Origin of the sequence: Mammaliicoccus sp. C-M13 (assembly GCF_022386845.1) — a bacterium.
GTDB lineage: Bacteria > Bacillota > Bacilli > Staphylococcales > Staphylococcaceae > Mammaliicoccus > Mammaliicoccus lentus.
The window spans coordinates 79,386-101,366 of the sequence record NZ_JAJNHQ010000009.1 but is presented as its reverse complement, the minus strand read 5'-3'; the positions used below and the strand labels follow the sequence as shown (position 1 = coordinate 101,366).

Here is a 21,981-nt window from a genome sequence, read left to right as displayed (position 1 = left end):
TGAAAAATGTCTGATGATTTTAATTTTCAAGAAAAACTTGATCAAATTAGAAATAAGTATGATTTTGATTTTGCTGGTATCGCTATGGCTTTGGACACAAATTTGTCTAGTCACATAAAATGGCAGTATGTATCTGGAAATTTGAATCATAGATATAAAAACATCATTTTAAGAAACGGCAGGGGTATAGCAGGAATTGTAATTAAGAGTGGTAAAGAAATGATTCTTCATAATATTAAAGACAGCATTTACAATGACCAAGTCTTTAATTATCCGATTATTCAAAGTGAGGAATTAACTGCTCTTATTGCATTTCCATTATGGATTAAAAATAGAGTGAAGGGTGTTCTATTGTTAGGACAAAGAAACGATAAACGATTACCAAATTTAGAACAATTGCATTTTTCTAGTTTTGGCCCTTTTCAAAGAGAGGATATGATTAATTCATGAGTGTAGATAACGCTTCAAAATTAAACAATATTTTAAAGCAGTATTATGAAAAAACAAGTGAAATGATCGTCTTTTTAAATAGTAAAGGACAAATTATTGATATGAATAAAGCGGCTAGAAAAATCATTTCAGAAGATAATCAAGAACCTTTGACACATGCTATATGTAGTAGGTGTGAAGGTTATTCAAATGAATACGCACTACAATCGTGTAGAGATTGTTTCTTAGAATCAAGGAACATTGGTAATACAAGCTTCCAAGTATTTATGCAAACAAACAGTGGATCAGTAGAACCTTTCACTGCGACTTATCAAACGATTAGCCAAGAAGAAGATATCATGGTGTACACGCTACAAAATGTGTCCCCACAAATTGAAAGACAACAAAAATTACATCAACAAACAATGATGCAAAAGATCATTTCAGCACAAGAAAATGAAAGAAAAAGAATTTCAAGAGAACTACATGACGGTGTTGTTCAAGAATTATTAAATGTCAGTGTAGAGTTGAGATTACTTAAATACCAAGATGATATAGATCAATTGAAAACTCAGTCACAAGATATAGAAAGTATAATGTCTAGATTAATAGATGATATTCGCAATTTATCTTTAGAGTTAAGACCATCTTCATTAGATGACTTAGGTTTAAATGCTGCATTTAAATCATATTTCAAACAATTGGAGAAGAACTTTGGATTTATAGTTCATTATCACTTTGATTCTGTTGAGCTTAGATTTAATCCAGAAATTGAAACGGTTGTTTACCGAATTGTCCAAGAAGCGGTATTTAATTCTTTAAAATATGCTAATGTAGATAGTGTTGATGTACACATGTTATTTGAAGACAATATGATTCAAGTAGAAGTGGCTGATCAAGGTGCCGGTTTTGTTATTGGAAGTCAACCTAAAGGGTCAGGGCTAGGTCTGTATGGCATGCAAGAGCGTGCAGAAATAGTAGGTGGTAGCGTTAATATTGAAAGCAAAATAGGTAAAGGTACTAACATTAAATTAAAAGTACCAATAGCATAAACGTGGAGGAAGACAAATGAAACTCGTAATTGCAGATGATCATGCAGTTGTTAGAACAGGTTTTTCTATGATATTAAACTATCAAGAAGATATGGAAGTAGTGGCAACTGCCGCAGATGGAATAGAAGCATATCAAATGGTTGCTAAACATAAGCCTGATGTATTGATTATGGATTTAAGTATGCCGCCAGGTGAATCTGGATTAATTGCGACGGGTAAAATTTCAGAAGATTTTAAGGAAACTAAAATACTTATATTAACGATGTTTGACGATGAAGAATATCTGTTTCATGTTTTAAGAAATGGAGCTAAAGGTTATATCTTGAAAAATGCGCCTGATGAAGAATTAATTCATGCAGTAAGAACAGTTTATAAAGATGAAATGTATATTGATTCGAAAGTTACGAGTGCACTTGTTAATGAGCTTGTTAACCCAAGTAACCAATCAGATACTAACTCGAATGATCCATTTAAAATTTTATCTCAAAGAGAATTAGAGATACTTCCTTTAATCGCAAAAGGGTACGGAAATAAAGACATAGCTGAAAAGTTATTTGTTTCAGTAAAAACAATCGAAGCACATAAAGCACGAATTATGGATAAACTTAATTTAAAATCTCGTCCAGAATTAGTTGAATATGCTATGAAGAAAAAATTATTAGATTTTTAAATGGTTAATCACCATATCGTAAATCAATAGGATATAAAGTTGTAACGTGCAAGGACATCGAGCCTTGTACGTTATTTTTTGTTGATACGACTTAGAGTGGCGAGAGATGACTTGCTTGTTGGATTAAGTATGACAATAATCCAAGTAGAACACCTTTTGTTGGATTAACTAAGGCAATAATCCAAGTAGAACACCTTTTGTTGGATTAATTAAGCCGAAAATCCAATAAGAGCTCAATTTATTAGATTAACTATCAATTTAGCTTTGAATTTCACTTGAACGAATTTGTAAAGTGCTGACGCCCAAGGGAATAGTATGCGCGAGAGACTACAGGCTCGAGCCATACTCTAGACAACCATGCACTTTCAAATCAGCAGATTAGGAGAATTATTTTGAGTTAAGTACTTCTACCTCACACCATTATTTTATAGGGAAATTACTGAAGGAGGTAAGGGGAATTCCTTATGTGCAGTTTTTCACAAATAACCTAAAATGTAGTTGAAAAGAGTTTTAAATTATCTACAAATAAAAAGGGTGAAAGTCATGAAAAACAACACAGGTAAAGTCCAATTACCGTTACAAACCTTAAGCTTAATGGCAGGATTTATGGTGTGGAGTATTTTAGCTCCTTTAATGCCATACATATCACAAGATTTTAACGTACCAGAAAGTCAGAAAGCTATTATTTTAGCGATACCTGTTATTCTAGGTTCAATTCTAAGAATTCCTATTGGTTATTACACAAACTTAATTGGATCTAGACTTGTCTTTTTAATTAGTTTTATTATTTTAATTTTTCCAGTATTTTATTTAAGTCAAGCAACTTCAACTACAGGACTAATGATAGCTGGATTCTTTATTGGTTTAGGTGGTGCGGTGTTTTCAGTTGGTGTTACATCGATTCCTAAATATTATCCGAAAGAAAAACATGGTTTTGCTAATGGTATATACGGTATGGGTAATTTAGGTACAGCTGTTTCATCATTTTTAGCTCCACCAATAGCAGGGGCTATCGGTTGGCAACATACTGTTCAATTATATGTACTAGTAATGGCGTTATTTGCTATTTTGATGTTTGTTTTTGGAGATAAACAAGAACCTAAAGTTAAAGTACCTATGTTAAAACAAACTAAACAAGTAGCAAACAACTATAAACTTTACTATTTCAGTTTTTGGTATTTCATCACATTTGGTGCATTCGTAGCTTTCGGATTATTTTTACCAAACTTTTTAGTAGGACACTTTGAAATCGACAAAGTAGATGCAGGGATACGAACTGGTGTGTTTATCGCAATAGCTACAATATTAAGACCAATTGGTGGTATGTTAGGCGATAAATTTAATGCATTAAATATGTTGAAAATATTCTTTGGCATTATGATAGCTGGTGCTTTAATACTAGCATTATCAAATCATATCATGTTATTTACAATTGGTTGCTTAACAATCAGTGTGTCTGCAGGTATTGGAAATGGGCTAATTTTCAAACTTGTTCCTACTTATTTCAGCAAAGAAGCTGGTGTAGTAAACGGAATCGTATCAATGATGGGCGGTTTAGGAGGATTTTTCCCACCACTTATTATTACTATGGTCACAGCCTTAACAGGTTCAAACCATTTAGCATTTTTCTTGTTAGCGATATTTGGTTTAGTAGCTTTAATCTCGATGATGCATATGACAAAAGTAGAAAAGAAAACAATTTAATGTTCTTAGGGAGTGGAACATAATCAATGTCTCAAACTCGTTAGTTATAGTAGCACTATAAAATCTTTTTAAAATTAGGATTTCTGTACCGCTCCCTAAATTATTATATTTCTGTTCAATTCCCTCTATTGATTGAGGATATTGCAATTTCAATCTATAATGGAGATAAAGAGTCGTGAAAGGTTGGTATAAATGAACGAACGATATTCTCGTCAAATTTTATTTGATAAAATTGGTGAAAAAGGACAAGAAAATATAGCAAAAAGTAATGTGACAATAGTAGGGATGGGTGCACTTGGAACGCATGTTGCGGAACAGTTAACACGCTCAGGGATAGCGCGATTAAATATTATAGATCGTGATTATGTAGAAGTATCAAACTTGCAAAGACAAACGTTATTTACTGAAAGTGATATAAAAGAAATGCTTCCAAAAGTAGTCGCTGCAGAAAAACATTTAAGAAAAATTAGAGAAGATATAACAATAAAAACTTATATCGCACAATGTGACGCTAAATTATTACAAGAAGTTGCACGATATTCTGATGTCATCATTGATGCTACAGATAATTTTAATACGAGATTATTAATAAATGATTTTGCATATAAAATGAATATTCCATGGATTTATGGTGCTTGCTTAGAATCTACATATGTTCAAGCTACATTTATCCCAGAAAAAACACCGTGCTTTAATTGTTTATTGCCAGAAATCCCGGCTATAAATCGCACTTGTGATACTGTTGGTGTCATTAATCCAGCAGTTACTATGGCGACAAGCTTACAAGTAACAGATGCGCTTAAAATTTTATCTGGAGAAGAGTTTACGCCGAAGTTAACATTCGGTGATGTATGGGAAGGTGACCATCAATCATTTGGTTTTACACAAATGAAACGAGATGAATGTGAAACATGCGGAGAAAATCCAACTTATCCTCATTTATCATCATCAAGTCAAATGATTACTGAGCTGTGTGGTCGCGATACAATTCAATATATTAATGAAAAGTTAAATCGCCCAGCTATTGAAAAGTTTATAGCTCAAAATGGTTTGTTGCATAAATCAAATGCTTATATGATTCAATATTTATATGATGATCACCGAGTTGTTGCTTTTAATAACGGAAGATTATTAATTCACGATATCGGATCTGTAGAAGAGGGTAAACAATTTGTAGAAAATATGTTTGGCTAGGAGGTTAAATAATGAGTGTGATTGATAAAATTGATAGAAATATAAACATTGCAGTTTTAACAGTTAGTGATACTAGAAATAAAGAAACTGATAAAGGTGGGCAACTTGTTCTATCTTATTTAAATGGTATGAATGTGTCGGTAAAAGAAGAGCATTATAAAATAGTTAGAGATGATGCATCTTTTATACGAGAAGCTATTCAAACATGGCTATCTCAAGATATTGACGCCATTATAACAACAGGTGGGACAGGTATAAGTCCACGAGATGTTACAATCGAAGCAATTACACCGTTATTTGACAAAGAAATAGAGGGCTTTGGAGAAATATTTAGATATTTGAGCTATACAGAAGATGTAGGTTCTCGTGCAATTTTATCTAGAGCAGTCGCTGGAACAGTAGGTAAGCAAATTATAATGTCTATACCAGGGTCAACTGGCGCTGTGAAATTGGCAATGGAAAAGCTCATAACTAAAGAATTAAATCATTTAGTGTATGAGCTTAATAAGTAAATTATTGACGATTGAAGTCTCCATTAACGCCTCCGGATTTATGAGATAAATAAGTCTCACCAATAATCATGCCTTTGTCTACAGCTTTACACATATCATAAATTGTTAAAGCTGATACACTGGCAGCCGTTAATGCTTCCATTTCAACGCCAGTTTGGCCTTTAGTCTTAACTGTTGCAGTTATATTTAAGTTATTCAAATCTTCAACATCCCAGTTAAATTCGATATCAATACCTGTAAGTTGTAAAGGATGACACATAGGAATAAGCTGACTCGTGTTTTTCGCAGCCATAATACCTGCAATTTGAGCAGTTCCTAGTACGTCACCTTTTTTGTTTTTACCATTTTGAATTTGGTTATAAATTTTTTCATTAACTTGAATACTTGAATGAGCGACAGCAATTCTTGTACTTGTTTCTTTATTTGAAACGTCTACCATTTTCGCTCGACCTTGTTCATTAAAATGTGTGAAATCTGACATGTATAATCATCCTTTCTTAAGTTTATTATAACATGTGAACATAGTTAAATTATGAATGGAGTGCATATTATGACAGTTGAAATTAGAAAACCAATACCAGTTGATGATGCGATAAAACGTGTTATTGAAGTTGTTGAGAATAAAGATCCTATAACAGTACATATTGATGATGCTCTGGATTATATATTGGCGGAAGATGTTATAGCTACATATGATATTCCTAGATTTAATAAATCACCATTCGATGGCTTTGCTGTCAATAGTAAAGATTCAGAAGGGGCAGAAAGTAATAACCGAATACAATTCGACGTAGTTGATCACATTGGAGCAGGAACACCATCTAAAGTGCGTATTAAAGGTTACGAAGCGGTTCGTATTATGACTGGAGCTCCTATACCTGAAGGTGCAGATGCAGTCGTTATGTTTGAACAAACGACAGAAAATGAAAAAGGATTTACAATTAGAAAACCTTTTAAAACTGGAGAAAATATTGCATTTAAAGGTGAAGAATGTACGGAAGATGATGTTGTATTAGAAAAAGGTCAATTGGTTAACAGTGGTGTTATAGCTGTGTTAGCTACTTTTGGTTATGAAAAAGTAAAAGTATTTAAAAGACCGACAGTAGCTATTATTGCAACAGGTAGTGAGTTAGTAGGACCTAATGAACCATTAGAACCAGGTAAAATCAGAAATTCAAATGGCCCAATGATTAAAGCGTTATGTGACCAAATGAATATTCAATCCAAAACTTATAAAATACAAGAGGATAACTTACAAGGATGTACTGAAAGTGTAAATAAAGCACTGGCAGAAAATGATATTGTCATTACAACAGGTGGCGTATCAGTAGGGGACTTTGATTATTTACCACAAGTATATAAAGAAATTGATGCAGAAGTATTATTCAATAAAGTACAAATGAGACCTGGTAGTGTTACAACAGTAGCTTATAAAAATGACAAACTATTATTTGGGTTATCAGGTAACCCTTCTGCATGTTATTCGGGTTTTCATTTATTCACAAAGCCAACTATTCTAAGAATGATGGCAAGCAAAGATATATATCCAGTTATTATAAATGCTAAATTAGGTGAAGACTTTAAAAAACCTAATCCTTTTACTAGATTCATTCGAGGTAAACTCTCATTTACAAACGACGGGATAATTGCTGTTCCATCAGGTTTTAATAAATCAAACGCTGTGGTTGCAATAGCAAAAAGCAACGGAATGATCATATTGCCGAGTGGTACTAGAGGTTACAGTAAAGGTGATGAAGTAAAGGTATTACTTACTGATCATCAATCATACGAAAGTAATTTAAATATATGAAAATCATGCAAATTGTAGGTTATAAAAATAGTGGTAAAACAACTTTGATTAATGACTTAATTAAAATATGCCAAGAATACCAGTTATCTGTTTCGACGATTAAACACCATGGGCATGGAACACAAGATATATCTTTAAATCATAAAGAAGTAGATAGTCTTTCATTTATTAATAATGGTGCAGAAGAAAGTATCGTTTTGGGACATGAATTAATTGAACGTGTCACAAAAGTACATCGTTCATTAACAGAAATTATTAACAAAGATTTATCCATACAACCAGATATTTTATTGATTGAAGGATTCAAATCTGAAGATTACCCTAAAGTAGTATTGGGTGAAAATACAGATGGTCTAAAAGATAAATTAAGCAATGTAGTCTATAACTTTAATGCATACAATCAAGATGAAAGAAAACTATTTCTTGATTGGTTTAAAAAATGGTTATTCCAAAAAGAGTAGGTGCAATTATGAAACAATTTGAAATTGTCTCTGAACCAATAAATCCAGAAAAATATAGAGAATGGACATTAAACTCACGACAAGGAGCTATTGTAGTATTTACAGGACATGTGAGAGAATGGACAAAAGGCATCAAGACAGAATATTTAGCATATGAAGCTTATAAGCCTATGGCTGAGAAAAAAATGGCTCAAATAGGCGAAGAAATTGAAAAAAAGTGGCCAGGTACAATTATTGCAATTGCCCATAGAATTGGTGAGTTACAAATTTCTGATATTGCAGTTGTTATTAGTGTTTCTTCACCTCATAGGCACGATGCATATGCGGCAAATGAATATGCTATAGAGCGTATAAAAGAAATTGTACCAATATGGAAAAAAGAGATATGGGAAGATGGTGAAGAATGGCAAGGTTCCCAAAAACAATACCATTCTTCAATTAAAATGGAGGACTGATTATGAAAGTATTGTATTTTGCTCATTTAAAAGAATTATTAAACAAAAAAGAAGAGCAAATTACGCTCAATAAAACATACTCTGTGTTAGAATTTAAGCAATATTTATTTGAAAATTATCCGGAATTAAAAGGAGAAATTTTTCAAATAGCTGTTAATGAGGAGTTTGTGCAAGATGATGACACAATAACTAGTGATGCTACAGTTGCACTTATTCCACCAGTTAGTGGAGGGTAAAAGAAAAATGATAGCAATAATTCTAGCTGGAGGACAATCCAGTCGTTTTGGTTCACCAAAAGCTTTTGCAACAATTGAAGGAGAAGTATTCTATAAAAAAATTATTAAAACTTTGAATCAAACCAACTTGTTCGAGAGAATTGTAATAAGTACAAATGAAACTTTAAAAGATTCATTTGATTATAGTGATGTTGTAGTAGATGAACCAGTATATGCAAATAACGGTCCATTAAGCGGTATATACAGTGTAATGGAATCATACGATACCGAATGTTATTTTGTGATTGCATGTGATACACCGATGGTAACTGAAAAATCTATCAGTTATTTATATCAATTTTTTATATCTCGAGTAATGGAGGAACAGCTAGATATTGCTGGATATGAAGCGAATGGTTTTAAAATGCCAACATTAGCATTTTATAGTCATCGTGTTAAAAGTGAGATTAAACAATCTTTAGATCAAGGTCAATATAGAATGAAAGAAATATATGAAAATAGACCTGCACAATGGTTAGATGTGGATGAAATAAATAATCAACATAATTGGTATAAAAATATTAACTATCAAGAGGATTTGAAAGAAATAGAGCATTAACTGTTGTAGGTAGAGGGGGCGTTACGATGAATCAAGCAATCAAGGATAAATTAGGACGACCAATTAGAGATTTAAGAATATCTGTTACGGATCGTTGTAATTTTCGATGTGATTATTGTATGCCAAAAGAAATATTTGGCGATGACTTTGTATTTTTACCTAAACAAGAACTGCTCAGTTTTGACGAAATCATCCGTTTAGCTCGATTATACAGTAGCCTTGGTGTTGAAAAAGTAAGAATTACAGGAGGAGAACCTCTTTTAAGACGTGATTTGTATAAATTAATCCAAGGTATTAATGAAATTGAAGGTATTAATGATATTGGTTTAACAACGAATGGTTTGTTGCTAAAAAAACACGGCCAAAATCTATACGATGCAGGATTAAGAAGGATTAATGTCAGCATAGATGCATTAGATAATGAACTATTTAAATCGATTAACAACCGTAATATCTCTGCTTCACAAATACTTGAACAAATTGATTACGCTAAGAAAATAGGTTTTAAAGTAAAAGTAAACGTAGTTATACAAAAAGGTATTAACGATCAAGAAATTATACCTTTAGTAGAATACTTTAAAAATAACAATATTGTCGTAAGATTTATAGAATTTATGGATGTAGGAAATGATAATGGTTGGAATTTTGATAAAGTAGTCACGAAAAAAGAAATGCTAGAACAAATCGGTCAACATTTTGAAATCGAACCAGTAGAATCAAGTTATTTTGGCGAGGTCGCGACTTATTACCGACATAAAGATAATGGTGCTCAATTTGGATTAATTACAAGTGTATCTGCATCATTTTGTTCTTCATGTACAAGAGCAAGAATCTCCTCAGATGGAAAATTTTATGGTTGTCTTTTTGCTGAGAAAAATGGTTATGATATAAAAACTGAATTGCGAGATGGAAAGACAGATAATGAAATATTAACAACACTCAAACATTTATGGAATATTCGAGATGATAAATATTCAGATGAAAGAACGGAAGCAACAGTGGCGAGACGTAAGAAAAACAAAATCAACATGAATTATATTGGTGGTTAAACGTAAAAAAACAGCAACCTGTTAATTTTAAAATAACGGGTTGCTGTTTCATTTGTATAAAGAAACCTTTATTTTTCAAAATATACACGAATAATCATATCTAGTGCATCATGACTCAATTGTAAAGTGTCTTTACCTGCTTGATTCATCATATATGCTGTATTTTCATCGTTAAAGTTAATGGATTTTGAAAAATAAGGTGCAAATACATCTATAAAACTATTAAGCACTCTTTCTTCATCTGTAATGGTATTAATTTCAGATATAGGTGCGACTTCTAATTGATGAAAATCTAAATGTTTTTTTATTGTTTCAAAAATAAAATCATTTGAAGGCGGATAATTATTTGTTGCATGATAAATTTTTTGATTTTCTGCATAATCACAAGCCACCGTCAAAACATCTACAACATAATCAACAGGTACAAAATTAGAAGTATGTGTGCTATCTCCAAATAATCTGTATACAGTTTCAATGTTTTTATTAGTGATTCTTCGTTTAAAAACTTTTAAAGCTTTCATAAATCCATATAATGTAAATTTAGAATCTGCTTCTCCAGTTACTGAATCTCCTATAATGATAGCTGGTCTTATGATAGATGTTGCCATATCTTTTTCCTGAGCGACTAAATGTTCAGCTTGTACTTTAGAAGCTTCATATGGGTTGTTTGTTGGCGCATCTATCGGGTGAAGTTCTTCATAGGCTAATTCTTTTTCACCTATTGTGTAAGCAGTGGATACGTAAAGGAAATGTTTACTATTCAGCTTTTTCGCTAATTCTATTGCATGCTGAGTACCCGTATAATTAATTTGGAACAATTCATCAGCTAATTCAAAATTAAACTTCACTAAAGCAGCTAAATGATAAAATTTATCTATTTGTGGTATGTCTTTAATTTGATTTTCACTAACGTTACAATTTTCATTCGTAATATCACCATAAATAAAATGCATTCTTTCATGATATGATTCTTCCACTTTATTTAATAGCATTAATTTCTTTTGTTCAGATCTGTATAAAATGTAAAAATTCTTGTGCGCATCTTTAGCAAGTGATTTTATTAATTCAGCACCTACAAAGCCTGTTGCACCGGTTAAAAATATATTCATTATTTCACTCCGTTACTTTGTTTCTGACTATATTTTGAATGATGGTTTCGTGAAAGTAAAGCGTTTATATATCGTAATAAAATATAATATTGATATTTGAAATTTAAAAAGCATATAATAGAAAGTATTATACATAAAGGAGCATGTCTTATGATCGAACAAAAGAAGGCTAAACCTTCGTTATTTTTAATTATTATATTAGGCTTATTAACTGCTTTTGGTCCATTCTCTATTGATATGTATTTACCTGCATTACCTGAGATAAGTAATGATTTTAATACAAGCACATCGAATACACAGCTTACTTTAACATTATTTATGATAGGTTTAGCAATAGGACAAGTATTTGTAGGACCACTGTCAGATTTTATTGGTCGTAAGAAACCTTTAATGGTTGCGTTGGTTGTCTACACTATCGCTTCGATATTATGTGTGTTTGCTCCAAATATATATGTCGTGATGGCTTTAAGATTTGTTCAAGGTTTTACCGGCGGAGCAGGTGCAGTTATTTCCCGGGCAATGTCGAGTGATTTATATTCCGGAAAGGCTTTAACTAAATTTTTAGCTGTATTAATGCTCGTTAACGGTGTCGCGCCTATATTAGCACCTGTGCTAGGGGGGATAATACTTGAATTCTCTACTTGGAAAACTGTCTTTTTAGTACTGACAGCTTTTGGAGCGATAATGTTCTGCTTATCATTTTATAAATTAACAGAATCATTACCTGAAAATAATCGTTCTTCGGGTAGAATAAGCGAAATTTTAGGAGACTTTAAAGAATTATTAAAAAATCCAAAATTCTTATTACCATTATTTATACAAGGTAGTACTTTTGCATTACTGTTTAGTTATATTTCAGCATCACCATTTATCGTACAATCAGTATATGGCGTTTCCTCTTTTGCTTTTAGTTGGATGTTTGCTTTTAATGGACTTGGTTTAATATTTTCAGGACAGTTGGTTAATAAATTGGTTGATCGTTTTGATGAACATACATTGATGAAAGTATTCGCTTTTGTACAAATTATAGGCGTTATTATAGTATCTCTAACGTTGTTAAATAGTTGGTCAATTTGGATACTTATGATTGGTTTCTTTATTTTAGTAAGTCCTGTTTCTGCAATTGGTACTACAGGATTTTCAATAGCTATGGCAAACAATAAACGTGGTGCTGGAAGTGCTTCTAGTTTATTAGGATTATCACAATTTGCATTTGGAGGACTTGTAACACCACTTGTCGGGATAAAAGGAGAACACGATGTTATACCATATGTATTAACAATTGTCATAGTTTCACTCATTTTAATCATTTTATTCATGATTAATAGAAAAGTGTTTAAAGTTAATTAAACTTAATAGATATAATTAAATTCTCCCAGTCCAGTGGATTGGGAGAATTATGCTGAGCAGAGGTTAGCACCAAAACTCAAGATGTTTGAATTTAATTAGAATATACATTAAGGTATACATTCTGAATAATTATTGATAAATGACCTAAAGCAACAAGTGCACTTAAAATTGCTAAAGTTAGTGTGGATTTATTAGCATTTTCAAGGATGAATACTATGCTCAATAAAAAGCTGAATGCAACAAGTATAACGCGGTAACTTAAAAAATTGATTTCAATATCAACGTTTAAACTTGTAACAATCATGATAGTATTGAGTATAATGAACAACACAAGTAATAATTGTCTCATTTATTTCAATCCTAACTTTATGGTTTTGTTTATTAAGTATAACAAATGTTAGGCTAATACGTGAAATTAATGAACGTTTCATTGTATAATTAAGAAACGAATTGATAAAAAGGAGATTTATAAATGGCGATTAAAAAAATGAATATCACTCATGAGCAACATGATGAATTTGTAAAGCAACATCCAAATGGTGATATGTTGCAACTTACAAAGTGGGCAGAATCCAAAAAGCTTACAGGTTGGTATTCTCGTCGTATTGCTGTAGGTGACGGTGAAACACTTACTGGTGTAGCGCAAATGTTATTTAAAAAAGTACCAAAATTACCTTACACATTGTGTTACATATCAAGAGGTTTTGTAGTAGATTACAAAGATGAAAAATCTGTAAAAATGCTTTTGGAACTCTCGAAAGAATTAGCTAGAAATGAAAAAAGTTATGCGATTAAAATTGACCCTGATATTGAAGTAGAAGAGTCAGAAGGTGTATTAGAATTTTTAACTTCTTTAGGATTCAAACATAAAGGTTTTGAAGATGGTTTAAGTAAATCATATATTCAACCACGAATGACGATGATTACTAAAGTAGATCAATCTGAAGAAGATTTAATGCAAAGTTTTGATAAGCGTAATCGTTCACGTGTGAGAAACTCGTTAAAACGAGGAACTGATTTAATTATAGGAAATAGAGACGATTTAAAAATCTTTGCGCAAATCATGGAAGAAACTGGCGAACGTGATAATTTCTTAACTAGAGATTTGTCATACTTTGAAAACATCTATGACCATTTACATCCAGATGGAGATTGTGAGTTATTCTTAGTCAAAGTTGTTCCAGATAAAGTTCTTAAAGATTTATTTAAAGAACGTGACGCTTTATTAGAAGAAAAAGAAAAACTAGAAAATAAACGTCAAAATAAGAAAGTTGTAAACCAACTAAAAGATGCAGAAGAAAAGCTAGGAAATTATGAAAAACGCATTCAAGAAATGGAAGAACTTAAAGAGAAAAAACCAGATGGCGTTTATTTATCAGGTGGTATTCTTATATTTAGTGGTAAAAAATCATATTATTTATATGGTGCTTCTTCAAACGAGTATCGTGAATTTTTACCGAACCATCGTATGATTATCGAAATGATGCGTTTTGCTAAAGAAAAAGGTGCAACTAAGTTTGACTTTGGTGGCACTGACAATAACCCAGACCAAGATCATGAACATTATGGTTTATGGGCATTTAAACGTGTTTGGGGAACATACTTAAGCGAAAAAATTGGTGAATTTGATTATGTATTAAATAAACCAATTTATACAGCAATAGAAAAGGTTAAACCGGCTGTTACAACTTATAAGAGAAAAATAGAGAAAAAAATAAAGAGAAATTAAGATTAATAAAGCACTAAAAATTAAAAATTTTTAGTGCTTTATTCTCTGTTAGTTGTATGAATAGTGACCGTTATATTATAGAATGAGTTAAGAAAAGATAAATAGGGGGAAAACGAGTGGTTCAAAAAATGATAAAGTTCTCACTCAATAATAAATTTGCCATTTTGTTAATGACAATTATTATATTATTGGGTGGCGTATATTCAGCTTTTAAAATGAAACTTGAGTTATTACCGGATGTAACAACACCCGTTATTACAGTCACAACGCCATATCCTGGTGCTACACCCGAAAGTGTACTTGATAATGTAACAGAACCTGTAGAAAAACAAGTACAAAACTTAGAAGGTGTAGAAAATGTAACGAGTCAATCGTTAGAAAATGCATCTGCCATCACATTAGAATATACATACCAAACAGACATGGATGAAGCAGAAACAGAATTAAGAAAGAAATTAGAGGAACTTGATTTACCTGAAGGCGTTCAAGACCCAGACATGAGTAGAATGTCTATGTACTCATTCCCTGTAGTCAGTTATTCAATTTCTGATAAAAATGATAATTTAGAAAAAGTTACAAAACAAATGGAATCAGATTTAATTCCTAAGCTTGAAAAAGTTGATGGAGTTGAAAGTGTGTCTTTATCAGGACAAACATTGGAAGAAGTTAACTTAGAATTTAATCAAAATGAACTTACTAAACGAGGTTTGTCAGAAGATGAAGTTCTTCAATATATCGATGGTGCTACAAAAGAATCGCCATTAGGGTTATATACTTTCGGAGATGACTTGAAATCTATAGTAGTCGATGGTCGTTTCACATCAATTAAAGCATTAAAAGATTTAGAAATTCCAATGACTGGTGGCGCTTCGAGTGGTGGAGACCAGCAAGCTAGTCAAGGAGGCGCTAGTCAAGCAGAACAGGCAAGTCAAGCACAGCAAGCAGCGCAAGGCGATGAAGAAAGTTCTGAAGCATCGCAAAGTATTCCAACAGTAAAACTGTCAGACATTGCTGATGTAAAAAAAGAAAAGAAACGAGATTCAATTTCAAAAACTAACGGCAAAAATGCCCTTGCGTTACAAGTTACAAAAGCTACGGATGCCAATTTAGTGGATGTAGTAGATAATGTAGATAAAGAAGTTGAAGCTTATAAGAAAGATCATAAAAATATTGAATCAGTACAATTAATGGAAACAGCTTCAACTATTAAAGACTCTGTATCTACAATGGTTGAAAAAGCGTTGATAGGTTCAATTGTAGCCGTAATCATCATACTCTTCTTCTTAAGAGACTTGAAATCAACAATTATAGCAATGGTATCAATACCAATGTCATTACTAATGGCTTTAATAGGGTTAAAGGCGTTAGATGTTTCACTTAATATTTTAACATTAGGTGCCTTAACAGTAGCGATAGGTCGTGTAATTGACGATTCGATTGTCGTTATAGAGAATATTTATCGACGGATGACGGATAGCGCTGAAAAGTTAACTGGTGGAAAATTAATCACGAGTGCAACTAAAGAAATGTTTATTCCGATTATGTCATCTACTATCGTTACAATAGTCGTATTCTTACCATTAGCATTTGTAACTGGTCAAATCGGTGAGATGTTTAGACCATTTGCTTTAGCAGTAGCATTTAGTTTACTTGCTTCATTACTAATCGCGTTAACGATAGTACCAGTGTTATCACACATATTCTTTAAAAATGGTATTAAAAAACGCAAAAAAGAAAAAGGCAATTGGTTAGCTGGTAAATATAAAAATGTATTAAAATGGAACTTAAATCATAAGTGGCTTGTTATATTACTAAGTCTTATACTTGTCGTAGCGAGTATCGTTTTAGTATTTACTCCGTATATTGGGAAATCATTTATAGATACTGGTGAAGACAAGATGTTAGCACTAACTTATAAACCTTCACCTGGTGAAAAAGAAGAACAAGTTGTTAAAAATGGTGAGCAGGCAGAAAAGTATTTATCAAAAGATAAAAATGTAGACTTTGTTCAATATAGCGTCGGTGGAGAAAATCCATTCAATCCGTCAGCTCAAAATGATATGGCTTTAATGGTGAAATATGATAAAGATACTCCAAATTGGGACAATGTTGGTAAAAAAGTAATGGATCACATTGGAACATTTGATCATAAAGGAGAATGGAAACAACAAGACTTTTCTACAGGCGGTACAGCAAACGAAGTATCTGTTAAAGTTTCTGGACCATCAACTGAAGCAATAGAAGATACAGTTAAAAGTGTAGAAAAAGAAATTGCTAAAGTAAGTGGAGTTGAAAACGTAAGTTCAAACCTTTCTGAATCATATGAACAGTATGATATTGAAGTAGACCAAAATAAAGCAACGAAACTCGGCTTATCAGCTGGTCAAATTGCAATGACACTTAATCAAACAACACAAGATAAAGTCGTTACAAAATTAAATGACGATGGTAAATCTATAGATGTGAAATTGACTAAGGATGAAAAAACAGACTGGTCAGAAGACAAATTAAAAAATACAAAATTAACGACACCATTAGGTAAAGACGTTAAATTGAGTGAGATAGCATCACTTAAGAAAACAACTTCACCTGATACAATTACGAGAGAAAATGATAAAATATCCGTTTCAGTAGATGCAAAAATTACTGCAGACGATGTTGCCAAAGTAACATCTGATGTTAATCAAAAAGTATCTAAATTGGATAAACCTAATGATGTAGATGTAAACGTAGGTGGTACCAATGATGATATTAATGAAGCAATAGAACAATTAGTGTTGGCAATGGCAGCTGCGATATTAATCGTTTACTTAGTTATTGTCTTAACATTTAAAGGTGGATTAGCACCATTTGCGATACTATTCTCATTACCAGTATCTATTATTGGTGTAGTAGCTGGATTGTTAATTACGCAAGAAACAATTTCAGTTCCAAGTATGATTGGTATGTTAATGCTTATTGGTATCGTTGTAACCAATGCGATTGTATTAATAGATAGAGTTATTAATATGGAACAAAGCGGTATGTCAACACGAGAAGCTTTAATTGAAGCAGCAGGAACACGTTTACGTCCGATATTAATGACAGCCATTGCTACAATTGGTGCTTTAGTACCGTTGTTATTCGGTGGTGGAAGTTCTGTACTGATATCTAAAGCATTAGCTATAACTGTTATAGGTGGACTTGTTTCATCTACGATATTAACATTATTAGTTGTACCAATTTCATATGAAATCATTATGAAATTTAAAAAGAAAATATTTAAAAACCCAAGTGAAAGGGTAGAATAAATATTTTATATAGTCATTAGAAATTAATCAGAGGTAATTCTTATTATTAAGAGTTTTCCTCTGATTTTTTAATTTTTAAATAAAATGATATAATTCTTAGTAAATTAATCAGCTAAAGCTTGTGTGATATATATACTCTGATAGAATATATTCATATAGTATTTATTCGAATTTATTTGATAAGGAGTCGTTATAATGGGAACATCTCGATTATTGTCTCAAATACCTGATAGTTACTTTGGTAAGACGATGGGGCGCAAAGTTGAACACGGACCGTTACCACTTGTTAACATGGCAGTAGGTATTCCAGATGGGGAAACGCCTAAAGTGATTGTTGACGAATTTATTAATGCGATTCAAAAACCTGAAAATCAAAAATATGGAGCTTTTCACGGGAAATCGACATTTAAACAAGCAATAGTAGATTTTTATAAGAGGCATTACGATGTTGAATTAGATCCAGAAGATGAAGTGTGTATATTATACGGTACTAAAAATGGTTTAGTCTCATTACCAACTTGCGTAGTAGAACCTGATGAAAATGTCCTATTACCCGATCCAGGATATACAGACTATTTAGCTGGTGTTTTATTAGCGAGAGCCAATCCTTATCCGCTTGAGTTAAAGCCTGAACATCATTACTTACCTAAATGGGATGAAGTAAATCAAGACGTTTTAAAAAATACAACATTAATTTATTTAACTTATCCAAACAATCCCACTGGTTCAGTAGCAACGACTTCATTCTTTGATGAAACAATTCAAAGATTTAAAGATACGTCCACTCAAATTGTGCATGATTTTGCTTACAGTGCTTTTGGATTTGATGAAAAGAATCCGAGCATTTTGCAATCTAAAGATGCTAAAGAAACTGCAATTGAAATATATTCACTATCTAAAGGTTATAATATGTCTGGTTATAGAGTAGGTTTTGCAGTGGGTAATAAAGAGATGATAGCAGCGCTAAAAAAATATCAAACTCACACACATGCTGGTATGTTTGGTGCATTACAAGATGCAAGCACATTGGCATTAAATGAATGTGATGACTTTTTAAATGAACAAAACGAAATATTTAAAGAAAGAAGAACAAAGTTTGAAGCTGCTTTAAATGAAGTGAATATACCATTTGAGCCGATGAAAGGTGGTATATTTTTATGGTTAAAAGTTCCACCGAAGTTTGATGGTGAATCTTTTGTAGAATATTTACTTAAAGAACAATCGATTTTAGTAGCACCTGGCATTCCATTTGGAGAAAATGGTAAATATCATGTAAGAATATCATTAGCCTTGGATGATGAACAATTATATGAAGGTGCGAAAAGATTACAAAGCTTAGCAGATTTATATTAATAAAAAAGAGTCCAGAACAATTATTTATGGCCCGGACTCTTTCGACATTAATTAAAAAATAATAAATATTAAAATAACATAAATAATGAGAATGAAAATTGTCATTAAATTAAGTAATTGAATACCTTTTTTATCTTTCACACGATATTTAAATGCTGTAATTTCTATATTTAAAACTAAGCATAGCAATACAGCTAGTAACCACCAGTATTGAAGTGGAAAAGTAAATATCATACTTCCTAAAAAGACTAATAACATAAGTCCCATGATAAAACGTAAAGCTTGAGTTAACATCGTATGAAGTTGATAAATACTTAAATAGCTTATGATAAGATAAATAAGTGTGAATAATAAAAGAATTAAAATTAACATGGTTGCTTCCTTTCGTTAATCTTGATTTAATTGAGCACGTACTTTACTAATTTCATCCTCAATTTGTTCGAGTTGCTTTTCTAACATTTGAGTTGCTTGACCTGTAGATTCTCGCTTTTCTAAATCATTTTGAATACGAATATAATCATATTTAAGTTCAGACAATTGTTGGTTTAAATCCATAATTGAAACACTCCTTTATATTATTGAATGAATTAAAGTTGGTGACAAAGATGAAAAAATTAAAAACGAATGCTATGCGTATACTTGATCAACACAATATATTTTATCATATCCACGAATTTAAAATAGGGAAAGAACATATTGAAGGGGATCAAGTTGCAAAACTTATACAAAAACCAGTAGAGCAAGTGTATAAAACATTAGTTCTAATGAATGATAAAAATGAGCATTATATTTTTGTAATACCAGTAGTTGAACATTTAGATATTAAGAAAGCAAGTAAGTCTGTTGGACAGAAAAAGCTTGAATTACTACCACTTGATCAACTTACAAAAGTAACAGGGTATGTAAGAGGCGGTTGTTCTCCAATTGGTATGAAAAAATCTTTCAAAACAATTATTGATGACAGTGCTCAGTCTTTATCAAGTTTTATTATAAGTGCTGGTAAGAGAGGGTATCAAGTTGAAATAGACCCAAATGACTTAGCAAGTATAATTGATATTGAGTTTCATGATATATTAAAACATAACTAAATTAATTTTAGTATAATTAAAAAGAATTTCAAACAAAAAGTGTGCATAAAAATTAAACAATGTTAACATATAAAAATGTGAGTTTTACGAGAGAAGTGATAAAATGACTGAAAATTTCATAATGATAATCTTATTGATTACATTAGGGTACATACTTAAAAAGTTGAAATTCTTTAAAGCTTCAGATGGTAATGTATTAGCTACACTAGTACTAAACGTAACTTTACCATCATTAGTTATCGTCAATTTGAACGGTTCAGACTTGGACTTATCTTTAGGTTGGCTACCTATATTAATGATTTTATACGGTGTTTTAGCTAAATTACTTATTATATGGTTATTCAAGAAAAAATATAATAATCAAATAAGAGGTACAGTAGGGATGATGGCCGCTTCTGTAAATATCGGCTTATTTGCTTATCCGTTGGTGGCACAAATATGGCCTAAAACAGGGTTATTATATTTTGGTATGCTAGATATCGGTACGGCGATTATTATGTTTGGAGTAACTTATTTTGTAGGCAGTTACTTTAATGATGGTGGAGACCAATTTGATTTCAAACAAATGGGCGTAAAATTATTAAAAACTGTGCCTCTAATGACTTATATTATTATGTTCATTTTAAACATATTAAACATACAAATACCAGGAAAAGCGATAAACTTCTTTGAAATTATATCCAACGCTAATATGCCATTGTCTATGATATTATTAGGCTTATTCCTTAACTTCAAAATTGAAAAGGCATATTTACCAATCGTTGTTAAATATTTATTATTCCATTATGGGTTCGGTCTATTAATGGGACTACTTGTCCATTTCTTCTTACCAGTTTCTGATCCAATGATTAAAACAACATTATTAATTGGCTGGTTGTTGCCGATAGGTGTATCAGTGCTTTCATACGCTATTACTTTCAAATATAAAACGTTGCCTATTGTCGGCATGGCCACTAATCTAAGTATTATTATTTCAATTGTGATTTTATATATGTATCAGTTATTATTTGTATAGAAAAAGCGTATGAGACATAAATAATTCAAGAAAAAAATGCTCCTAATTCGTTAATTAAAAATCTAACGAGTTAGGAGCATTTATATATTAACCTTTACCACCCATAAATGCTGGGTAGTTAGTCATTCCGCCATCTACATAAATAGTTGTACCGTGTACATAGCTTGCTTGTTCAGATGCTAAGAATGCATTAATGTTGGCTACTTGATATGCTTCACCAATTTCATTTAATGGTATCATTTCTAATGTTTCATCTCTTGTAGTAGGATCTGAGAATTTTTCACGTGTATGTTCTGTAACAATAGCACCTGGTGAAACGTTATTAATTCTAATACCGTATTTACCGTATTCCATTGACATTGTTTCCATCATTAATTTTAAACCGCCTTTACTTGCAGCGTAGTTAACGTAGTTTGGCCATGGAATTTTATCATGAACACTTGCTGTGTTAATAATTTGTCCTTTAATATCATGTTCTAAATAATATTTGACCGCTTCTCTACTACCTAAGAAAGCACCAGTTAAGTTGATATCTATTACTTTAGACCATTCTTCTGTACTCATTTCGTGTGTTGGTATAGGCTTTTCAAAACCAGCATTATTTATCATAACATCTATTCGGCCAAATTCTTCGTGAGCTTTTTGTATTAAGTTTTTAATATCTTCTTCTTTAGATACATCACCTTGAACAGCAATTGCTTTGCTGCCTGAATCTTGAATAGTTTTTACAACTTCTTCCGCTTCTTCTGAATTGTTAAGATAGTTAATAACGACATTAGCGCCTTCTTTTCCAAAACGTTCTGAAGTTGCTTTACCTATACCGCTATTACCTCCTGTAATGATAACGACTTTATCTTTTAAATCATTATACATATTA

The 21,981-nt window shown here is 31.7% G+C and carries 24 protein-coding genes; 18 read left to right on the top strand and 6 right to left on the bottom strand.

What is annotated here, in order from left to right:
- Positions 1-6: 6 nt before the first annotated feature.
- From nreA to LQ615_RS08675, 6 genes are all read left to right on the top strand, one after another.
- Complete coding sequence (gene nreA, locus LQ615_RS08700) at positions 7-450, top strand: nitrate respiration regulation accessory nitrate sensor NreA (RefSeq protein ID WP_017000337.1); 444 nt, start codon at positions 7-9, stop codon at positions 448-450.
- Positions 447-1,481 (top strand): sensor histidine kinase, encoded by a 1,035-nt coding sequence (locus tag LQ615_RS08695; protein ID WP_239703982.1) that lies wholly within the window; start codon positions 447-449, stop codon positions 1,479-1,481. The genes nreA and LQ615_RS08695 overlap by 4 nt, the downstream gene beginning before the upstream one ends.
- Before the next feature lie 16 nt (positions 1,482-1,497).
- Entirely contained in the window at positions 1,498-2,151 is a 654-nt protein-coding gene (gene nreC, locus LQ615_RS08690) for a nitrate respiration regulation response regulator NreC (protein ID WP_017000335.1), read from the top strand.
- Between the two features lie 543 nt (positions 2,152-2,694).
- Entirely contained in the window at positions 2,695-3,855 is a 1,161-nt protein-coding gene (locus LQ615_RS08685; RefSeq protein WP_016998773.1) for a nitrate/nitrite transporter, read from the top strand.
- 192 nt (positions 3,856-4,047) lie between these two features.
- Positions 4,048-5,049, top strand: a complete 1,002-nt coding sequence (locus tag LQ615_RS08680; protein WP_103268752.1) for a ThiF family adenylyltransferase — start codon at positions 4,048-4,050, stop codon at positions 5,047-5,049.
- An 11-nt stretch (positions 5,050-5,060) separates the two neighbouring features.
- Entirely contained in the window at positions 5,061-5,561 is a 501-nt protein-coding gene (locus tag LQ615_RS08675; protein ID WP_016998775.1) for a MogA/MoaB family molybdenum cofactor biosynthesis protein, read from the top strand.
- Position 5,562: 1 nt separating this feature from the next.
- Here the strand turns inward: LQ615_RS08675 and moaC are convergent, their stop codons facing one another.
- A complete protein-coding gene (moaC, locus tag LQ615_RS08670) occupies positions 5,563-6,042 on the bottom strand; it encodes a cyclic pyranopterin monophosphate synthase MoaC (RefSeq protein WP_016998776.1) in 480 nt (159 codons plus the stop codon).
- A 69-nt stretch (positions 6,043-6,111) separates the two neighbouring features.
- Between moaC and LQ615_RS08665 the strand changes: the two genes are divergently transcribed.
- From LQ615_RS08665 to moaA, 6 genes are read left to right on the top strand one after another with little or no spacing between them, the layout of a single operon-like run.
- Positions 6,112-7,371, top strand: a complete 1,260-nt coding sequence (locus LQ615_RS08665) for a molybdopterin molybdotransferase MoeA (RefSeq protein ID WP_239703981.1) — start codon at positions 6,112-6,114, stop codon at positions 7,369-7,371.
- Complete coding sequence (mobB, locus tag LQ615_RS08660; protein WP_239703980.1) at positions 7,368-7,832, top strand: molybdopterin-guanine dinucleotide biosynthesis protein B; 465 nt, start codon at positions 7,368-7,370, stop codon at positions 7,830-7,832. Before LQ615_RS08665 ends, mobB begins: the two co-directional genes overlap by 4 nt.
- A gap of 8 nt (positions 7,833-7,840) precedes the next feature.
- Positions 7,841-8,287, top strand: coding sequence for a molybdenum cofactor biosynthesis protein MoaE (locus LQ615_RS08655; protein ID WP_016998779.1), 447 nt, complete (start codon positions 7,841-7,843; stop codon positions 8,285-8,287).
- A gap of 2 nt (positions 8,288-8,289) precedes the next feature.
- Positions 8,290-8,523, top strand: coding sequence for a molybdopterin converting factor subunit 1 (moaD, locus tag LQ615_RS08650; RefSeq protein WP_016998780.1), 234 nt, complete (start codon positions 8,290-8,292; stop codon positions 8,521-8,523).
- A 7-nt stretch (positions 8,524-8,530) separates the two neighbouring features.
- Entirely contained in the window at positions 8,531-9,121 is a 591-nt protein-coding gene (gene mobA / locus LQ615_RS08645) for a molybdenum cofactor guanylyltransferase MobA (RefSeq protein WP_016998781.1), read from the top strand.
- A gap of 26 nt (positions 9,122-9,147) precedes the next feature.
- Positions 9,148-10,170, top strand: a complete 1,023-nt coding sequence (gene moaA / locus LQ615_RS08640) for a GTP 3',8-cyclase MoaA (RefSeq protein WP_016998782.1) — start codon at positions 9,148-9,150, stop codon at positions 10,168-10,170.
- 68 nt (positions 10,171-10,238) lie between these two features.
- On the opposite strand, the gene LQ615_RS08635 is transcribed toward moaA, so the two are convergent.
- The gene (locus LQ615_RS08635; protein WP_135031143.1) at positions 10,239-11,279 is read right to left on the bottom strand and encodes an SDR family oxidoreductase; all 1,041 of its coding nucleotides are present in this window, start codon (positions 11,277-11,279) and stop codon (positions 10,239-10,241) included.
- Between the two features lie 150 nt (positions 11,280-11,429).
- Here LQ615_RS08635 and LQ615_RS08630 point away from each other — a divergent pair, with 150 nt between their 5' ends.
- Positions 11,430-12,629 carry a putative multidrug effflux MFS transporter TcaB gene (locus tag LQ615_RS08630; RefSeq protein ID WP_016998784.1) on the top strand — a complete coding sequence of 400 codons (1,200 nt, stop codon included), beginning with the start codon at positions 11,430-11,432 and terminating at the stop codon, positions 12,627-12,629.
- A gap of 91 nt (positions 12,630-12,720) precedes the next feature.
- Here the strand turns inward: LQ615_RS08630 and LQ615_RS08625 are convergent, their stop codons facing one another.
- Positions 12,721-12,978: a hypothetical protein gene (locus LQ615_RS08625; protein WP_016998785.1), complete on the bottom strand. Its 258-nt coding sequence runs from the start codon at positions 12,976-12,978 to the stop codon at positions 12,721-12,723.
- 129 nt (positions 12,979-13,107) lie between these two features.
- On the opposite strand from LQ615_RS08625, the gene LQ615_RS08620 reads away from it, so the two are divergent.
- The 3 genes from LQ615_RS08620 to LQ615_RS08610 all read left to right on the top strand — a co-directional run bounded on the left by LQ615_RS08620 (position 13,108) and on the right by LQ615_RS08610 (position 19,001).
- Positions 13,108-14,358 (top strand): lipid II:glycine glycyltransferase FemX, encoded by a 1,251-nt coding sequence (locus LQ615_RS08620; protein WP_026023597.1) that lies wholly within the window; start codon positions 13,108-13,110, stop codon positions 14,356-14,358.
- A 116-nt stretch (positions 14,359-14,474) separates the two neighbouring features.
- Entirely contained in the window at positions 14,475-17,648 is a 3,174-nt protein-coding gene (locus tag LQ615_RS08615) for an efflux RND transporter permease subunit (RefSeq protein WP_070044896.1), read from the top strand.
- A 195-nt stretch (positions 17,649-17,843) separates the two neighbouring features.
- Positions 17,844-19,001 carry an aminotransferase class I/II-fold pyridoxal phosphate-dependent enzyme gene (locus LQ615_RS08610; RefSeq protein ID WP_016998788.1) on the top strand — a complete coding sequence of 386 codons (1,158 nt, stop codon included), beginning with the start codon at positions 17,844-17,846 and terminating at the stop codon, positions 18,999-19,001.
- Positions 19,002-19,052: 51 nt separating this feature from the next.
- On the opposite strand, the gene mspA is transcribed toward LQ615_RS08610, so the two are convergent.
- Together mspA and LQ615_RS08600 are read right to left on the bottom strand one after the other, a co-directional pair.
- On the bottom strand, positions 19,053-19,373 hold the full coding sequence (mspA, locus tag LQ615_RS08605; protein ID WP_016998789.1) for a membrane stabilizing protein MspA: 321 nt from the start codon (positions 19,371-19,373) through the stop codon (positions 19,053-19,055).
- Between the two features lie 15 nt (positions 19,374-19,388).
- Positions 19,389-19,556 (bottom strand): SE1832 family protein, encoded by a 168-nt coding sequence (locus tag LQ615_RS08600; protein WP_016998790.1) that lies wholly within the window; start codon positions 19,554-19,556, stop codon positions 19,389-19,391.
- Between the two features lie 50 nt (positions 19,557-19,606).
- Between LQ615_RS08600 and ybaK the strand changes: the two genes are divergently transcribed.
- The gene (gene ybaK / locus LQ615_RS08595; RefSeq protein WP_016998791.1) at positions 19,607-20,089 is read left to right on the top strand and encodes a Cys-tRNA(Pro) deacylase; all 483 of its coding nucleotides are present in this window, start codon (positions 19,607-19,609) and stop codon (positions 20,087-20,089) included.
- Positions 20,090-20,192: 103 nt separating this feature from the next.
- The gene (locus LQ615_RS08590) at positions 20,193-21,104 is read left to right on the top strand and encodes an AEC family transporter (protein WP_016998792.1); all 912 of its coding nucleotides are present in this window, start codon (positions 20,193-20,195) and stop codon (positions 21,102-21,104) included.
- Positions 21,105-21,191: 87 nt separating this feature from the next.
- On the opposite strand, the gene LQ615_RS08585 is transcribed toward LQ615_RS08590, so the two are convergent.
- Positions 21,192-21,977 (bottom strand): glucose 1-dehydrogenase, encoded by a 786-nt coding sequence (locus LQ615_RS08585; RefSeq protein WP_016998793.1) that lies wholly within the window; start codon positions 21,975-21,977, stop codon positions 21,192-21,194.
- Between the last annotated feature and the right edge of the window lie 4 nt (positions 21,978-21,981).

Excerpts from the sequence above, each read along its gene's own strand:
- LQ615_RS08685 (WP_016998773.1), top strand. The coding sequence starts at position 2,695 with ATGAAAAACAACACAGGTAAAGTCCAATTACCGTTACAAACCTTAAGC.
- moaD (WP_016998780.1), top strand. The coding sequence starts at position 8,290 with ATGAAAGTATTGTATTTTGCTCATTTAAAAGAATTATTAAACAAAAAA.
- LQ615_RS08680 (WP_103268752.1), top strand. The coding sequence starts at position 4,048 with ATGAACGAACGATATTCTCGTCAAATTTTATTTGATAAAATTGGTGAA.
- nreC (WP_017000335.1), top strand. The coding sequence starts at position 1,498 with ATGAAACTCGTAATTGCAGATGATCATGCAGTTGTTAGAACAGGTTTT.
- LQ615_RS08600 (WP_016998790.1), bottom strand. The coding sequence starts at position 19,556 with ATGGATTTAAACCAACAATTGTCTGAACTTAAATATGATTATATTCGT.
- moaC (WP_016998776.1), bottom strand. The coding sequence starts at position 6,042 with ATGTCAGATTTCACACATTTTAATGAACAAGGTCGAGCGAAAATGGTA.
- LQ615_RS08655 (WP_016998779.1), top strand. The coding sequence starts at position 7,841 with ATGAAACAATTTGAAATTGTCTCTGAACCAATAAATCCAGAAAAATAT.
- LQ615_RS08695 (WP_239703982.1), top strand. The coding sequence starts at position 447 with ATGAGTGTAGATAACGCTTCAAAATTAAACAATATTTTAAAGCAGTAT.
- LQ615_RS08625 (WP_016998785.1), bottom strand. The coding sequence starts at position 12,978 with ATGAGACAATTATTACTTGTGTTGTTCATTATACTCAATACTATCATG.
- mspA (WP_016998789.1), bottom strand. The coding sequence starts at position 19,373 with ATGTTAATTTTAATTCTTTTATTATTCACACTTATTTATCTTATCATA.
- mobA (WP_016998781.1), top strand. The coding sequence starts at position 8,531 with ATGATAGCAATAATTCTAGCTGGAGGACAATCCAGTCGTTTTGGTTCA.
- LQ615_RS08635 (WP_135031143.1), bottom strand. The coding sequence starts at position 11,279 with ATGAATATATTTTTAACCGGTGCAACAGGCTTTGTAGGTGCTGAATTA.
- mobB (WP_239703980.1), top strand. The coding sequence starts at position 7,368 with ATGAAAATCATGCAAATTGTAGGTTATAAAAATAGTGGTAAAACAACT.
- LQ615_RS08675 (WP_016998775.1), top strand. The coding sequence starts at position 5,061 with ATGAGTGTGATTGATAAAATTGATAGAAATATAAACATTGCAGTTTTA.
- ybaK (WP_016998791.1), top strand. The coding sequence starts at position 19,607 with ATGAAAAAATTAAAAACGAATGCTATGCGTATACTTGATCAACACAAT.
- nreA (WP_017000337.1), top strand. The coding sequence starts at position 7 with ATGTCTGATGATTTTAATTTTCAAGAAAAACTTGATCAAATTAGAAAT.
- moaA (WP_016998782.1), top strand. The coding sequence starts at position 9,148 with ATGAATCAAGCAATCAAGGATAAATTAGGACGACCAATTAGAGATTTA.
- LQ615_RS08630 (WP_016998784.1), top strand. The coding sequence starts at position 11,430 with ATGATCGAACAAAAGAAGGCTAAACCTTCGTTATTTTTAATTATTATA.
- LQ615_RS08665 (WP_239703981.1), top strand. The coding sequence starts at position 6,112 with ATGACAGTTGAAATTAGAAAACCAATACCAGTTGATGATGCGATAAAA.
- LQ615_RS08590 (WP_016998792.1), top strand. The coding sequence starts at position 20,193 with ATGACTGAAAATTTCATAATGATAATCTTATTGATTACATTAGGGTAC.
- LQ615_RS08585 (WP_016998793.1), bottom strand. The coding sequence starts at position 21,977 with ATGTATAATGATTTAAAAGATAAAGTCGTTATCATTACAGGAGGTAAT.
- LQ615_RS08610 (WP_016998788.1), top strand. The coding sequence starts at position 17,844 with ATGGGAACATCTCGATTATTGTCTCAAATACCTGATAGTTACTTTGGT.